This is a genomic window from Pseudomonas alcaligenes (genome assembly GCF_014490745.1).
GTDB lineage: Bacteria > Pseudomonadota > Gammaproteobacteria > Pseudomonadales > Pseudomonadaceae > Aquipseudomonas > Aquipseudomonas alcaligenes_C.
Genome location: NZ_LZEU01000001.1, coordinates 2,830,550 through 2,845,816, shown reverse-complemented (window position 1 = coordinate 2,845,816; position 15,267 = coordinate 2,830,550). Strand labels below are relative to the sequence as shown.

Genomic DNA, 15,267 nt, shown 5'->3' with positions numbered 1-15,267 from the left:
GTGTGATTATTGACGAACTCCTGTCCGAGGTCGAACAGCCGCCCAGCCCGTTTGGGCTGGGTAGGCTTCAGGGCAGCAGTTAAGCCGCCAACCTCAACGCAGCATCCAACGCGCGCTGCTTGATCTGTGCACCCTGACCGAACCAGGCCGAGTCCATGCGGTACTCGTTGCTGCGTGCACGGCGCTCGTGGTCGACGTACTCGGTCACAGCGTTGAGCAGTCCCCAGGCGGTACCGCGTGCCGAGTCCAGCTGACTGCCTCGGCCACGTCCGTCATACAGCTCTTGGACCTTGCGCAGGGCGCGCTCGTTGGGCAACTGCTCGGGAAGTTGTCCGGTAGGGCTGGTCTCACACATCACGTTCATAAAGAAGCCCAACGCTTCGTGCCACTGCACCTTGCGTTCAGAGAGCGCGCGCATGCGGTACATGAAGTCATCCCATTGCGAGACGGCAATACCGAGTTGCTTCTTCACTGCCGTTGGATCGAACCGGGTGTTGTGCGGCACCTTGATCGCTCGGCTGGTGCCGTCCAAGGCGATGGTCAGTGTGTTATTGCAGACCACGCGCACTGTGGTCGGCGTTGCGGTGGTAGCCAGGGTTCCGTCGCAGGAGGTGGCCAGTAGTAGGTAGCCGTTGACCTGGTCGTTACCCTTGAGCGCCGCACCTTGGCCGGTACGGGCCAATGCCCAGAATTTGCGCCCGCCCTTGAGTACACCAGCAGTTTCCAACTCGTAGCCGGAGACCTCGGTGAGGTCACGATAAAACTCCAGCACCTCGCGCGGTTGGACGGTGTGATAGCGGCTGGAGACCACGGACAGCGGCACCTTGGTATCCGAACGGAACAGTACCTTTTGCTCGGGGAACGAATGGATGGTGCCCAGATGGCCGATGGCATCCGATTTAAAGTGCACGGGGCTTTCAAGGATCTGCCAGTCCATACCGGCTTCGCGTTGCCAAACTTCAATGGGCTGTTGCTGGGTAAGTTGATTGCCGAGGCCGTGCCACGGAGTGGCTCCGGCATAAGCCATGGTTTCGATGAGATGAGCCATAGAAACTCCTTGCCAAGTTTCTGGCGGGCGCATCGAGTCCCGGTTTTAGTACCGAGTAATAGCGCCTGGAAAACGTGAGTGAGATGAGGCGTGAGGGGCAAAGAACTCTAACTATCGGCCGCCGAAAACACATGACCGCAGGCTTGGCACTCGAAGTTGTCGAGTACGCGGGCATCGATTTCTTCACCCATGCGGGCTCCGGCGAGACTGCCAACGGCACTGCCTGCCAGGCCGCCAAGAATCGCGCCAGCCAGTCCACCCAGTGCAGCGCCAAATGGTCCAGCTACGGCACCTATGGCTGCGCCACTCTGTGCTCCGCTAACAGCACTGGCAGCGCCTGTTGCTGCACCGCCAACAGCACCGACGGTTCCACCCAGCTTACGGGCGATATTGCGGGTTGTGATGTGCCCGGAGCGACACGCTGGGCAATAGATTGACATCGTTCATACTCCTGAATCTAGGGAAGGGGCTGAAGCGGGTGATACCTACCCGTCTTCCCTTAAATGATTCAGGTCTGAAATTTCGTTATATCTGGTCGCTGCAGTCAGTAGTGGTGCCTGTCACTGCGGAAAGAATCAACAGTCTCATTTGGTACCTTCATGCCGGTCCGTGAGATGAAGTACAGGGGGACTTTGCATTCCAGCATCTCCACCAGACTGCTAAGTATCAATGAGGTCATGATGGTTTGACGACGCGCCGCGACACCGTCGCGGCGTATTATGTCTAGGGCTTGAATTGTGCTCCGCAATAAGCAGGTCAGGTACAAGCCGAAGAGATATTCAGCTTTCTGCCATGCGATTGGCATCGCTCTTGCGGCGCATCTCTAGGATTGGATGATCCCCTGCAATCTGGGCTCCCAAGTGCATCGGGCTTGGTAGTCTTATATGTCCATCCCACAGCGGCGCATTACGGCAGAACTGTGCGATTTGTTCCGCAACTCCGATCGATGATTCAAAAGAGCCATGTTCGATCAGCGTTATCTCAGTTATGCCCAGCTGTTGCCATGGTTCTTTAAGCCCGATGGGGTCAGCATCATAGCGAGTGCTGTATCGCTGCGAGCTTGTGCTTCCGTATACCTTTGAGGGGGATACGAAGTAAAAGACGGCTGGACTTCTCGTTGACTGGAATAGCCCAAGCTTCTGAGCAATGTAGTGGGGCGCATCGGGATGAGTCGATTCTACGCCAGTCATTTGTGCAACGTGGTCTTGCTCGCGTATGCGGACGATTGCAGCATGGGCGGGGAATGGCGGCAGTCCTGTGCGCCGGCTGTCTTGCAGGCCTGGATACAGCTGCCTCAGCTTGTAGTCCACGCAGGCAATTAGAGGCCCTTCAGCCTTCACTGTTGGCGCAAGTAGCGATTCCGCGATCAGCGATTTTACCGCGTCCTGTGTATGGAGCGCTTTGGTAGCGTGAACCGCCGCGACACCCTCCGTGAAACTGAACCAACGTCCTTTATTACCTCGCTTTGGATCGAACCAGAAAATCTCGGCTTCAGCGCTTCCGGCAAGGGCTCTGGTGATCACCGGCAAGTAACGGCTACCACCTTTCTCCACAACCTGATCTAGCCAGACTGAGTAGATAGTTGTGCCTGCTGGCGTTGCTCGAGTCCGAGCAAATAAGGCAGGGAAATAGCCGTTCAGCCGGATGGCTTCGGTCACCGAATTTAGTGCCTTGAAGTCTCGCTTTTCCTCTGTATTTCGAGATGCGGGTTTGCTGTCACCTGGCATGGGCAACTGCATGATGAACTGCGTGGCAATTCCATTCTCTGCCATAACGCGTCGAATGAAATGCTTCGGGTCTCGCTCTCCGTCTTTGGCTGCCGCCTCCAAGCAGGTTTCTACGATCGCAACGTTAAGGCCAGACAGTTTGAGAGCTGGAATCACAGAGGTGAGCAGCCAATGGTTGAGTTCTGACTGGTCAGTGTCACCAGTCAACATGCGGTCGGCTTGCTCGGCATTGATCCGAGAGAGTTCAAGGTTTGGAGGTGCGATCACTTTGAAGAACGGCATTGTCAGCAGAGTCTTGCGAGCTTGCTCGAGGCGGAGCATGGTCTGCGACTGGCTTGCGATTACACCGATGCGCACGGTTACGCTGCTGGTGATCGGATTAGCCTGCGCCTTTTTCAGAGTCGACACGGCTTTCCGGGCTGTGAGTGGCTGGCAACTTTTGACTGCGGCGCGAAGATGAAAGCTTGCTTGGTCCAGAAATACGGGGCCAGGCCCTGACGCAATCAGTGGATTTGCTGGTGGAACGGAATGGATCGGCCTGAATGCACTATCAACGGGGATCTCTCCCTCACTTAGCTCCGGAAGGGGGGAGTGGCCGAGGTAGGCCAAGAGTTGGTTCGTGGGGAACGCATAGTCGTTCCGCCATCCATCCGGCTCTTTCTTGGTTGCCACCAACGCGTGCACGATCAGGTCACCTGATTTCACCCATGCTGACTTCTTCTTGCCGCGCCAGTTCGGCATGACTTGGCTGAGCTTTACGTGCAGCCGAATAAAGGGCTCATCGCACCCTCGTAAAAGAGCCAGCGACGGCTCAATCACGTGGAGGGCACTAGCGGATTTGAAGTCGTTCTTGGCAACTACAGGGTGATCCCATGCCACGAGGGCGTTATTGGAGCTTTGGTATAGCTTTATGGGCCGGCTAGCGTTTTCGGGATACCCGGGCTTGGCAGGCTTGCGCGTTTCCATGGGCAGCTGCGACATCGCTCGTGCGACCCGCCATGGAATTGTGCTGTAGGCCAGGGGAGAAACGTTGCCTGGCACAACTAAGTCATGTGCTGGTAGCGGAACGATATCGACTACTCTCAAATTTTCCTTGATCCCCTCGCTTGGCGCATCCCAGCGTCGTAGCACCTCAAGTGACCAGAGAGCGAGAGCATCGTTGATAGTCTCCACGCTCAGCGGATTGAGTATCAGAATGGCGAGCAGCCCATTGTGCTTGAGCGGCGAATCCACCTTTACCGGACCTCCGGATAGAACCGCCAGCATTTCCTCAAGCGCGTTCGTTGGGAGGCCCTGATGTTGCTTGTTCCCCTCGTTTTGCAGAACTGACCAAGCGTTTATATAGCCAGGTCCGATCTGCACCCTGTACGCAAGATCAAGCTGAGTCGGATCAAAGGAGAACAGATTGCTACGCAATTCGAGATTTTTCATCGGCCGACTTCCTTTTGCCGTGATTGATCAATGTAGTGCTCTACGGCGCTAGCAATGCCGGAATGGTGAAGCGAAAACTGCTCCCAGTCTCCATCTCTTTTAAGCCTGTCCATGCTGTCTTGCAGCAGTTTGGCCCAACTCAATTGCGCCTTGGTGAAGGCTGCATCAGCGAAATAGCATGTGATGGGTGTTCCGCCTCTTCGGCCTCGCCCGATTAATTGGGTGAGCGTTACCAAGATATTCATCACGGTGTAGTTGCGAACGTTTTCTGGCTGTTCGCTAAAGGCGGGGTAGGCGGTTCGAATGCTATGAAGAATGCTGTTAGACAGCCGCATCTCCTGCTTGAGAAGCGAAGAGGGGCTTTCACTGGGGGCAATGCTGTTCAGGGTCTCGTAGCAGACATGGGCCAGGTTGTTTTCTGGGGCATCCGACGCAGGGAGAGGTCGCACGCAGATGACGACGGCCCCGATAGCGGAAAGCCCATCATCGTTCACGATGTTGTGCCCGCGGGCCATAGGTTGCAGGGCACTGACAAGAATCCTCTTGTCTTTGTGCGCCCCGCGTGTGAACTCCGCCAAGTCATCGTAAATAAGCTTGTGCTCCTCTGACAGGAGCGAAGGTTTGTACTGGCTGCTCCTTCCTCTGACCCACCCCACGATCGGTTCTTTCGACAGATCAGCGAGCGTCAAAGCGAGCCGCTCGGCATCCGCGTCACTATTGGCTACCAGCAGCAGCCTGGCCCGCTGTGCGGTGTGTGGATCTTGAGCCAAGCGCTCTAGACGCTGAGTCACCCAGGGCCATATCTCTGTTGCCAGCTCTTTGACGCGATTTGAACGCTCGAAATAGTGCGAGCCAGAGACCGCTGTGGTAGTGGGGATATTTTGGAACGTCACCTGACCGTTGGCATCGGGTACGTCGATGAAGTCCTTGGCTTTCAAATCATAGGCGCTGGCTCCAGGGAAGTAGGCTGTGGCGGAAAATCCTAGGAAGAATCGCTCTACTCCCGCATACCCCAGAGCCATAATCTCGGGGAGTGCGAGTAACGTGCTATGTGGATCGCCCCGCATTGCCACGACGTTCAGTGTTGCTTCTGACTCCGTGGCCTGTTTGCGTTTGAAACCAAAAACGGTGCGGTGCAGTGGACCGAAGGGTGTTAGAGAGGATGGCTCGCTGCCACGTAACCTCTGTTGAACTTCGTAGGCATAGGGCAATTCAGCGCTGGCGAAGGAGGGCAGGGCGCTTTGCAGATCACGAAGGGCTTGTTCAATGAACTCCAGCACACCCCGCAAAATGAGAGCGGCTTTGAGGCGCTCACGAGCTTTGGCATCTGCAATCGGCACCAAGTGACCTTGCTCAAACAATTCATTGATGATGAGGCCAAGCTCCACTGCGAGACTTTCTGGGCGACGCGATGGCGTGCCGCGGCTCCAGTGGACGAGATTGGCGCGAAGGCCCTTGAGATGTACAGGGACATTTAGGTCTTCTGCATCGTAAAGACGTTGAAGCTCATCAAAGCTGATGTTCAGGATGCCCATCACGAAGCGGTCGTACGCTGTCGCCCAAGTAGTCTCGCCCTTGGGCCATTCGAAGTACTTGCGTGCTTGGAGATCCATCAACTGATCGACACCGTTTGCGCAGTAATTGAGAGGCCACTTGATGCGGATGAGGTCGCTGCGACTGACACCGGGAACTCTCGATCGCCCTGCCAGGCTCATATGGAATTTGATGAGGGCACTGTGCTCTGCAAGGTTTCCTAGCTCGAGCTCAAATGTGCTGTTGTCGATTGCTGTCTTGAGCAGGCCGTCAATTTCGTCTATCAAAAAGATGGGCGCGCTACGTAACAAGATCTCGATGTAGCTACGTGGGCCTGGGTACTGCTCTGAGTCTTCGAGAGGGATTCGAGTTGTACTGGACAGCAAAGCATGATGGTTCACCACTGTGATGTCTGCTTCGAGCGCCTCCTCAAACATTCGAGTCTTCCCGCATTTGAATAAGAACGGGCAATGACTCAGGCGTTTGGATTCTTGCTCTTTACCTGAGCTAGGCATCACTAAGCTCAGTTGAAAGCATGGCTCTTGATCTGCCGGCATGCTTTGTAGGTCAGACGCAAAGGTATTTAAGAGGCAAGGGTAGTCATAAGGATGGTCCCCGCTGTGCTGCTGGAAGTGACTGAGACCACGTTCCTGTATGCGAGCGATGGAGTGCAGGCGGGCAATCTTCAGGCTAGGTGCCGCCACAGCGGCGGAGGCTTGGAGGGTTTTGACGAAGTTGTCGACCTCTACAAGACTCGGAACGCCAATCACAACACGCTGCCCGCGGCGAGCAGCATCAATGGCCATCATGACCATTAACACTGACTTGCCACTACCCGTCGGAGCGTTGACTCGGTAGAACTCACCCGCGTTGCCTGATTTCTCGCCGGCCTTCTGCCAGAGGTTGGACAGTGAGGTCAGATGCTTGCGGTGCAGCACCCCCGAGTCGTCGAGTTGCACGGCTAGATCTTTCAGGGTGTTGAAGCTCCAGCTGATTGTTTGCACCTCTTCGGCTGGGTGCAGGCGAATGCGTTGATCAGCAGGCGGGAGTAAATGGCGATCGGCCTCCCCTATAGTGAACGTGCGAACCCTGTCGGCGCTGGTATAGGTCAGCTCGATGTCACCGCTGTCGGGCAGCGTGACGGAGGTGGCGTTTACCCGCCAGTACTTGAGTTCCTCGAAGTTCTCTCGAATAACCTGATCTAAATCCATGCCGTCTCTCAGGCGGTATCGGTCAGTTAGTGAGACGCCTTTAATGCTCGGCTCGCTGACGAACTCAAATGGATAGAAATCGCCATTGAGCAGATCGCTTGCCTGCTCAAGGAACAAAGAAGGTTGAGCCATGGCTTTAGGGCGTAGCCGAAGGCTTTGCGCAATGACGAGCTGATCTGCTTTAGACAGCTCGCGCCAGGTTGTCCACTTTTGCGTTCGACCCGCAATAATCGCCGCAGCGTCGGCCAGCTCGGCGTCAACTTTGAGATGCTTGAGGGTGAGTCCGAGAAAAAGCGTCGTAGAGATCTCAGAAAGCGGGCGCATATTGCTTCAGCTCCTTGATGCAATCGCTTTGCGTGAAGACCTGAATGTGGGCGGGTGTCCTATCAGCGAGCATCGTCACATGTGCCTTTTGGTAATCAGGAATCACGATCCATCGCGGTGCGTCATTTTCTGATTCAGCCAGTTGCTTAGCCAGGTAGTGTGGTGATGCCCAGACCTTGGCGTCGACATCGAGCGTCCCGTGGGGCAAGTTGATTCGCAGGTCTGCACGGTCGACGTCGGGCCACAAAGTGACTTCCAGACCGATCTCCGCAATGCGCTGAGCCAGGCTTAACTCAAGCAAGCCTGGAAGGAGGGTGAATTTCCACAGAGGGGCGCGAAGTCTGTACCGTTCAGACACTGGTTCTCCTTCCAGTGTCTGGCTGGTGGAGCGGTTAATTAGTTGCGAGTTATGTCGATAGTAGACACTCTGTTTTTCTCGACACCAGAACGAGTCACATTGAACCTCTTGACGCAAAGGATTCATCGGCCACCCGCACTCCGGGCAGCAATAGATTTTTCCGCTTTCGCACAAATGAGCCGGTATTTTCTCGTAGAAGTCAGCAAGCTGCAGGTTCAGTGGGATAAGGATTTCCGCTGCCTGATTAGCGGAGATGACTGGGTGCTGAATCAGAAAGCGGCGGAATGCTCGATAAAGGTCGTCTCCTTTAACTCTGATCCGGCAGCGGTCTCGAACATCCTTCACTCTGGCTTGGATCGCTTCTGACTGCTGACGTATATCCAGCTCGAGCAGCATCTCGTTGCAGAGTTGTGAGGGGATATCCGCCTCCAGTAGTGCACCCTTATAGTCTGCGCAGACGCTTTGAGGTAGCCATTGCTCAAGTGGGATTGCGAGCTTACCTTCCAGCTCCAGAGCACTGGGTATTGGTCTATCTGGCATCAATCGCCAGAGCCAAGCCTGTGCTTCGCGAATGATTGGGTAAGCCGCTTTGCGATCATGACTGCAAAGCATGGCTGCTTGGGTCAGCAGCCTTAGCAGGTGTTCTGAGCGGGTAGCGTCCATTGCGAGCCCCTTGAATTATGTGATCTCTCAGGCTTGGTGTCTGTCATCATAAAGACACTCTAGGCACGATGTTACATGCCAGGCAGCACTTTGCATCCGCCTCCAAATCGATGGATCGACATGAAGCGGCTCCAGCTGGACATGCAGGGTGTACAGTGAGGTCTGAGTGGCCATTCAGGCTCCGTTGGTCAGTGGTACAGCCAAGGCTTCAGCTCATCGAGGTTGGCGACCACAATCTGCTGTGCTTCTGGCTTTGCGTGCAATTTGGTTGGGTCGATCTGGTAGCGCTGCAACACGTACTGCACCAGAGCACCGCGGGTTTCGATCAGCAGTTGGCCGCCCTGCATGCCGTAGTCGGCCTCGATGATGGTGCGTTGCTCGGGCTTCAGGCGCGAGTCGGGCACAATCACGACTGCGAGCTCGGTATTCCATCCGCTATCCAAGTCCCGGGTGTGTTCTGACAAATCGTCCATTAGTCCGGGCTCGCCACGGAAGCGGCTTAGCACAAAGTCCCGGTAGTCCCGGTTCTTCTCGCAGTAAGCACGTACATGCCAACGCATACCTGTGTAGATCAGTGTGTGTGGAGCAATCAACCTGGTCTCAACGTCCGGGGTGCTGAAAGACACATACTCGCATTCCAGTCGCAGCCCCTCTCGGCAGGCTTTGAGCAGGGGACGCAACACCTCTGGGCGAACAGATCGATCCGGTACGCCCAGTACTTCGGTGTGGGCATAGGCTAGGGCTAGCCCATCGATATGAGGCGCCCGCTCGTAGTTTTGATTGAGCAGATGCAGGTAAGCGCTGGCGCTGTCGTCAATGAACAGTGGCTTGAAGTGGCGGCTTGGCACATACCCCTTCAAATGTTTGTCGTATTCCAGATTCTTCGGCGCGTAGTCAGTGATGTAGGAGTTGATGTCCTTCGACGCCTGCTGCCGGCTGATGCCAAAGCTCTGCATCAGATGGCCTGTGGTCAAACGGCCCTCCCACCAGGCGATGGTTTCGATCAGGCGGTAGCGCAGGGCCAGATCCCAGCGCACAGACTCAATTGCTTGCTTGCGTTTCATAGCCTCTCCATCTGCTCGAAAACTTTACCTGTACGGGTAAACACTGTGGATGTGTCGTATTAATCTACATATTCTGATGGCGTCATTCAAGTTGGCGCAGTGACCGCCACGAAAAGGAGAAGCATCGTGAACGGTATTGGAATGTCTTGGGGAGTAGCGGGCATCGCTCTGCTGTCGGTATGCGTGATGGCACTGGCATTGTTCTGGCAAATCATGCGCCGTCGAGAAGCCGTGGCCACTCTGCAGCATTACCAGCTACAGCTGGGGCAGTTGCAGCTGCAGAATCAGCAGCAAGAAGCTGAGCTGCGTGAGCAGACGGCTGCCGCACGAGCAGAAAAAGCTCATGCCGAACAGCTACAGCGACAGCTGGACTTTGCCCAAGAGGAGCTCGCTGGCCTGCGCGATGAGCAGAAACAACTGCTCACCCAGTTGGCCGATGCGCAAAGCCAGGCCAGCGCGGCGCGTGCTCAGCACAGCCAATTGCTACAGCAACATGCTGAGCTCAAGCAGTCTCATGAGCGCCTGCAGAACAGCCATGAGGTGATGCAGGATAAGTTCGCCAATCTGTCCAAGGAGCACGCCACCCTCAGTAGCAGCCTGGAGCAGAAGCAGCAGCACTTTGCCGAGCAACAACAACTGCTCAAGGAAAGCCGCGATCAGCTCAAGCTGGAGTTCGAGCAGCTTGCTGGGCAAATCTTCGAGGCCAAAGGCCAAGCCTTCTCGCAACACAGCCAGCAGTCTCTGGATGCGTTGCTCAAACCCTTTCGTGAACAGATCGAGGGCTTCCGAACCAAGGTCGAAGACATTCACCACAAGGACGTTCAGCAGCAGGCCGCGCTGACCCAGGAGCTGTTGCACCTCAAAGAGCTCAACCAGCAGATCACCCAGGAAGCGCACGACCTAGCCACCGCGCTCAAAGGGCAGAAGAAAGCTCAGGGCAACTGGGGCGAGCTGGTGCTGGAAAACGTCCTGGAGCGCTCTGGTCTGGTCAACGGGCGAGACTTCAAGCGCGAGGTCAGCATCAATGGCGAGGATAGTCGCCAGCGCCCGGATGTGATCGTCTACCTACCGCAAGGCAAGCACCTGATTATCGATGCGAAGGTCTCGCTTAACGCCTATACCCGTTACATCAATGCCGAAGACGAAGCCGAGCGTCGTCTGGCCCTGGCCGAGCACGTCAGCGCTGTAGGTAATCGAATCAAGGAGCTGTCTGACCGCCATTACTTCGATCTACCGGGTCTGAATGCTCCAGAGATGGTGTTTATGTTTGTCCCCATCGAGTCGGCCTTCGTCGAGGCGCTCAAGGCGGACGAAACCCTGTTCCAAAAAGCTATCGAGCAGAACGTGCTGGTCGCCACTCCGACCACCTTGCTCACCAGCCTCAACATCGTCCGCCAGCTCTGGCGTTTCGAAGACCAAAACAAACACACCGCCGAGCTGGCCGAGCGTGCCGGCAAGGTGTACGACAAACTGCGCACCTTCCTTGGCAGCATGGATGCCATCGGCAACAACCTAGACAAGGCCCAGGACGCCTACCGCAAGGCGCGTGATCAACTGGTCAGCGGCAAGGCCAATCTCGTCAAACAGGTCAGTGACTTCCGTCAGTTGGGTGTGGCAGTTAAAGGTGAGCTGGACGAAACCTGGGTGGACCGAGCGGATCTTGAACTGGCCTTGGTTGAGCATGAGCCCAGCGAATTGCCGCAGTAAGCGCATTAGAGCTGAGGAGGTGTACATGCAGGAGTCGTACGACTTTGCATTCGAGAGTTTTCGGTTGGCGCAACTGTGCGAGCAATTTTTGAAGGAGACAGCTGTGGACGGGGAAATCGTGTTCCATAGCGTGACTGCTGAAAATCGACTCGACGCAGCCTCCTTCTTCTTTTCGGACGCTGATCTTGAAACCCTGGAGGCGTCGGGTTTTAAAACCTCTGCACTCGCTCTTCTGGATGACTTGATCATCTATCGAACGCGATGTCAGGAGCAGAATTGCCGCGACGGTGTTTTGCGGTTGGAGCAGTCCAGACCATCTGTCGTCTGGCTGCTTAATGGCGGCGGTGACGTTATGGTTCGGGCCCGTCGAGGTTGGTAGCCAGGGAGTAGTGCTAATGCAGTCGTTGCATATAAGACAGCGTCTTGGGGATGCCTACCAAGCCGTACTTAGCCAAGAGATGCTGGCCAAGTTTGATGGCTGTAGCGGTGGGTTGACCGGAGTGTTCTTGCCATCGGCAGCAGAAAAGCCGATGAAGCTCATGATCATTGGCATGGAGACCCGAGCTTGGAATGGTTCTTTCAACCGGATCCATGATGGGGATCTGAGGGGCTACATTGAACACGCCATGCAGAGACATGAGGAGTACCAGATCAAGTCACCTGGTCGATCCTGCTTTGGGCGCTTTCACCAATATGCCGCGGAAAAGCTTGGCTGCCCGCGTGAGGAAATCGGCTGGGGTAATTTATTCGCGGTGGCCTATCAAAAAGGCTCGCCCAAGAAGGACTCCAAGTCTTTTGCTGCAGTGCAGGAGCTGTCCATGCAGTTGCTGCGTGAGCAGTTAAGGGTCATACGGCCTCAGTCGATCATATTTGTCACGGGCTGGCGTTATGACGCGGATCTGAAACGATCCTTGGATGGGCTGATAGACCGTAGTCGAGTACTGGAAAAAAAGGCGCTGTGGGAATTCTATCTGGGCGATACCTTGTGTTATCGCACGAGTCATCCACGCCATGTCACAGCTGCAATACATCGGGAGGATGCTCTCCGCAATATTTCGGCGCATCTGCTCGCCGGCCAAGGATGATGAGAATGCAAGGATGGCGCTTTATCCATGCCCACACGGGCTTTGATTCGTGTCGTGTACGTCTTATTTTGTCGCATCTGCTGGTGACCATACGCCGGCGTCCTTCCAGTGAGGTGTCCAATGACCAACCCTGCGCCAAGCCGCATGCAGCAGAGCGAAGAACTAGAAAAGCTGCTGACACAAAGTCGGCAGATGACTTTTGATAGGCGCTCGTTTGAAGGCATCGGTGAGTGGATCGAGCAGGCTTCTCAGATTGCAGAGGTGTTCCAAGTGTATGCCGGAGCAATAGAAGAGGGTTGCTCCGAAGAGGAGGCATGGAGTGATGCCGAGTCTGATCTTGCAGAGTTCAGACAGGTGGTAAACCACTTGGATGCCCCCAGTTTTCTTGATGATGTATACGGGGATACAGAGGTGGTTGGCAGCTTGTCTGATCTTTCCAGGCACATTCTACTGGGATATGCCGAGCTGCTTGAGGGCCGTCTAACCCAAATTCACAAGCTACTAGAGCGCGTGGCCGAAGACCTTGAGTCTGTCGAGGGCTTACAGGGAGCGCTTGGTCGGAAAGCTTGAAAGCTGTTTCCCGAAGAGAGTTGTAATTTACCTAGGGGCTGAAGAGGTTTCCGAGGGAGCTTATTCAAAGCTTCCAGCGTGCCGATGGCCTCTATGTCTGAAGTCGATCTAGAAGGTGACAGGCGTGAAAACCGAGGGAACATACGAAATTCACGCTACATCTCCGTCCCGAGATAGGCCGATTTCACGCATGGTTCTCTTTTATGTTTGTAGCCATTGTGGCTATAAGCGATCGTTGATGAGAGGGGGCACTCCTCATCGCACCGTTACTGTTGAGTTGAGTCCTGAGGGGTATTTGCTGAGCTGTGAGTATCTGCATCCAGATGGTGTAGGGATACGACTAGAAGCCCCGGCAGAGCCATTTCCAGCGCGCGCACGTTGCCCTGATTGCCTTCATGACAGTTTGCTCCCAGAAACAATCTCGACGATGTGTTGAGCGCTAGGGCGTTTCGGCCTCTTACTGAGAGCTCTTGGTCGCGCAGCTGGCCAGTGCTTGGACAGGGTAAATATGGAGTTTCGAACACATCGAGAGGCGCGCCTACAGCAGATTGAGAAAATCCTGCAGTGGCGCTTCGCAACTGCCGAAGTGACTGATGGGGGCGATAGCAGAGGGCGTGTTGAGCAGTTGCTGCTCGGTCAGGACGATCTGTTTTGCATGCGTGTTGGGCGAATGGCTTGGCGCTATGAACGGCGCTTTTTTATGAGCTATCCCTTGCCTCATCCCATGTGTGGGTCAAGAGACGACGGGCCTATTCATACTCCCTGCATTTTTTCCATGAGCTAGCCAATTGCACGCAGGCAGAGCGAGACAAGCTTCTCCGCGAAGTAATCGTGCAAGGACTAGAGCCCTGACCGTAGAGGAAGCCCCTTGCTCGAGTAACCGTTTCAAGCATGCCTGCTCTTTGCAGACTGATAGAAGGAGGTTGTGAGTATGCAAACCATGTTGGTGAGCCCGTTGTTCAAGGCATCAGCTGAAGGGCCGGTATCCTCTGAAAGTGGAGAGCTGATCCATCTGCGCCAGGGGGATTTGGATGGGGCCTGTGGCCCGTATTGCATGGTTTCAGCGCTTATTGCCCTAGGGCTTATGACGCGCAAGTCGGCCAGGAGCATGGATCTGTGGGATGGTCGCACGCGTGAGGGGCGGTTTCGAGACGCGTTATACGATTTTGGGGTGCTGAGTAGTGAGGGAACTAATGGAGATGACCTGCAATGGTTGACTGACCACTTCAAGGGCGTTGGCTTGCAGGCCAGGTATGTCGAGGGTGCCAAAAGACAGGTCTTCAACAATGTTGCGGATGCCATAGAGTCTGGAGACATGCCGATTATTGGTGTTGAGTGGCCTGGTGGCGGTGGCCACTGGATGTTAGTAGTGGGGTGCCAAGGCGTGCTGCTGGAGGGCAAACCCCAACTGACCCATCTGTTATGTCTCGATCCTGGTCATGAACTCCCCAAAGTGAGTCTCTGGAATGCCGTACTGGAGGTATTTGATGGTCATGGCTCGTCGGTCAATCAAGGGCGCATGTCATCCAATCATTGGGGCATGAGCGGTGAGCTAGGCAAGTGTCAGATCAAAGATACCGTCATTCTTTCTGTATCCAAGAAATGAGCAGCAAACAGCCCCATTGCCGAACAGTTGAGCCGGCTGAGCGTGCATCGATAGTTGGCGTATGAGTCGATGAAAGTCGAACAACGCTGGCTTTTGATTGATTTTGCTCTGCTAACCCGCTTGAAAAATTGACCTGTACAAACGCCCATTATTGGTATGTCCAGTTTAGCGACATATCCTGCAGCTATGCCTAACGGATGTGGGCATGAGAAGGCTACGCCGGTCAGGGATGACCGCCCAGGCGTGTCGCGAACAGGCAGCAGGTACAGGAGCAAGGCAATGGAACTCACCGCACACGCCGTGCAACGTTGCAGTCAGCGCGGCATCCGCATCCAGCAGATCGAATGGCTTATTGGCTATGGCAGCCATACATGGAACCGAGGTGCCCGTGTGTACTACTTCGACCGTGGGCACTTTCAGCGCCTGCTGTTGCGCCTTGGCGCTGCAGAGCGGCAGTTGGCGGAGAAGGCGCGTAATTGCTATGTGGTTGTGCGCAATGGTGAGGTGATCACCGTTGGGCACCGCGAGGCGGTGTTCTGTGCCAGCAAGCCCGGTGCTCACCACCATCGTCGTTGCGACTGGCGGCACGGGGAAGCGCGTGCGGCCTGAGTCAGCGATCAAAAGCTGAACAGATGTGCAAAAAAGTCACGATCCAACAGTTCTCGACCTTTACCCATGTAGCCCAGGTGGATATTGTGATCGCAGTCGCATCATGGCAGGCCGCAGTATCTTCAAGGATGGCCCCTCATCAGTGTTTCCGAGCGACCCGGGACGCCAATCCTTGCCCAGCTGTTGCCAGGCCTGAGCCATTTTTGCCCGGTAGGGCAGGCATGACATTTCATGCCGGATAGGATTTGTAACATGGACAAGAAGTCGCTCTCAGAACAAGAGACCTGCAGCAAATTCATCTCGCTGGTAATTGCCGCCGGACGCCTAGTCC

The 15,267-nt window shown here is 55.3% G+C and carries 12 protein-coding genes; 7 read left to right on the top strand and 5 right to left on the bottom strand.

The window, feature by feature from the left end; translation table 11 throughout:
* Positions 1-79 precede the first annotated feature (79 nt).
* The gene (locus A9179_RS12890; RefSeq protein WP_187806424.1) at positions 80-1,048 is read right to left on the bottom strand and encodes a DUF932 domain-containing protein; all 969 of its coding nucleotides are present in this window, start codon (positions 1,046-1,048) and stop codon (positions 80-82) included.
* Between the two features lie 131 nt (positions 1,049-1,179).
* Here A9179_RS12890 and A9179_RS23100 point away from each other — a divergent pair, with 131 nt between their 5' ends.
* Positions 1,180-1,485 (top strand): hypothetical protein, encoded by a 306-nt coding sequence (locus A9179_RS23100; protein ID WP_187806422.1) that lies wholly within the window; start codon positions 1,180-1,182, stop codon positions 1,483-1,485.
* Positions 1,486-1,827: 342 nt separating this feature from the next.
* On the opposite strand, the gene A9179_RS12880 is transcribed toward A9179_RS23100, so the two are convergent.
* From A9179_RS12880 to A9179_RS12865, 4 genes are all read right to left on the bottom strand, one after another.
* The gene (locus A9179_RS12880) at positions 1,828-4,206 is read right to left on the bottom strand and encodes an RNaseH domain-containing protein (protein WP_187806419.1); all 2,379 of its coding nucleotides are present in this window, start codon (positions 4,204-4,206) and stop codon (positions 1,828-1,830) included.
* Complete coding sequence (locus A9179_RS12875) at positions 4,203-7,274, bottom strand: DEAD/DEAH box helicase family protein (RefSeq protein ID WP_187806417.1); 3,072 nt, start codon at positions 7,272-7,274, stop codon at positions 4,203-4,205. Before A9179_RS12875 ends, A9179_RS12880 begins: the two co-directional genes overlap by 4 nt.
* Positions 7,258-8,295, bottom strand: coding sequence for a restriction endonuclease-related protein (locus A9179_RS12870; RefSeq protein ID WP_187806415.1), 1,038 nt, complete (start codon positions 8,293-8,295; stop codon positions 7,258-7,260). Before A9179_RS12870 ends, A9179_RS12875 begins: the two co-directional genes overlap by 17 nt.
* 188 nt (positions 8,296-8,483) lie before the next feature.
* Positions 8,484-9,359, bottom strand: coding sequence for a helix-turn-helix transcriptional regulator (locus tag A9179_RS12865; protein ID WP_187806412.1), 876 nt, complete (start codon positions 9,357-9,359; stop codon positions 8,484-8,486).
* A 126-nt stretch (positions 9,360-9,485) separates the two neighbouring features.
* On the opposite strand from A9179_RS12865, the gene A9179_RS12860 reads away from it, so the two are divergent.
* The 6 genes from A9179_RS12860 (at position 9,486) to A9179_RS12835 (ending at position 14,936) form a co-directional block, all read left to right on the top strand.
* Complete coding sequence (locus tag A9179_RS12860) at positions 9,486-11,066, top strand: DNA recombination protein RmuC (protein WP_316851832.1); 1,581 nt, start codon at positions 9,486-9,488, stop codon at positions 11,064-11,066.
* A 25-nt stretch (positions 11,067-11,091) separates the two neighbouring features.
* Positions 11,092-11,445 (top strand): hypothetical protein, encoded by a 354-nt coding sequence (locus A9179_RS12855; RefSeq protein WP_187806409.1) that lies wholly within the window; start codon positions 11,092-11,094, stop codon positions 11,443-11,445.
* A gap of 16 nt (positions 11,446-11,461) precedes the next feature.
* Entirely contained in the window at positions 11,462-12,151 is a 690-nt protein-coding gene (locus A9179_RS12850) for a hypothetical protein (RefSeq protein WP_187806407.1), read from the top strand.
* Positions 12,152-12,271: 120 nt separating this feature from the next.
* Positions 12,272-12,721: a hypothetical protein gene (locus tag A9179_RS12845; protein WP_187806404.1), complete on the top strand. Its 450-nt coding sequence runs from the start codon at positions 12,272-12,274 to the stop codon at positions 12,719-12,721.
* A gap of 931 nt (positions 12,722-13,652) precedes the next feature.
* Positions 13,653-14,327: a hypothetical protein gene (locus A9179_RS12840; protein WP_187806401.1), complete on the top strand. Its 675-nt coding sequence runs from the start codon at positions 13,653-13,655 to the stop codon at positions 14,325-14,327.
* 279 nt (positions 14,328-14,606) lie between these two features.
* Positions 14,607-14,936, top strand: coding sequence for a DUF4258 domain-containing protein (locus tag A9179_RS12835; protein WP_187806399.1), 330 nt, complete (start codon positions 14,607-14,609; stop codon positions 14,934-14,936).
* The last annotated feature ends 331 nt before the right edge of the window (positions 14,937-15,267 follow it).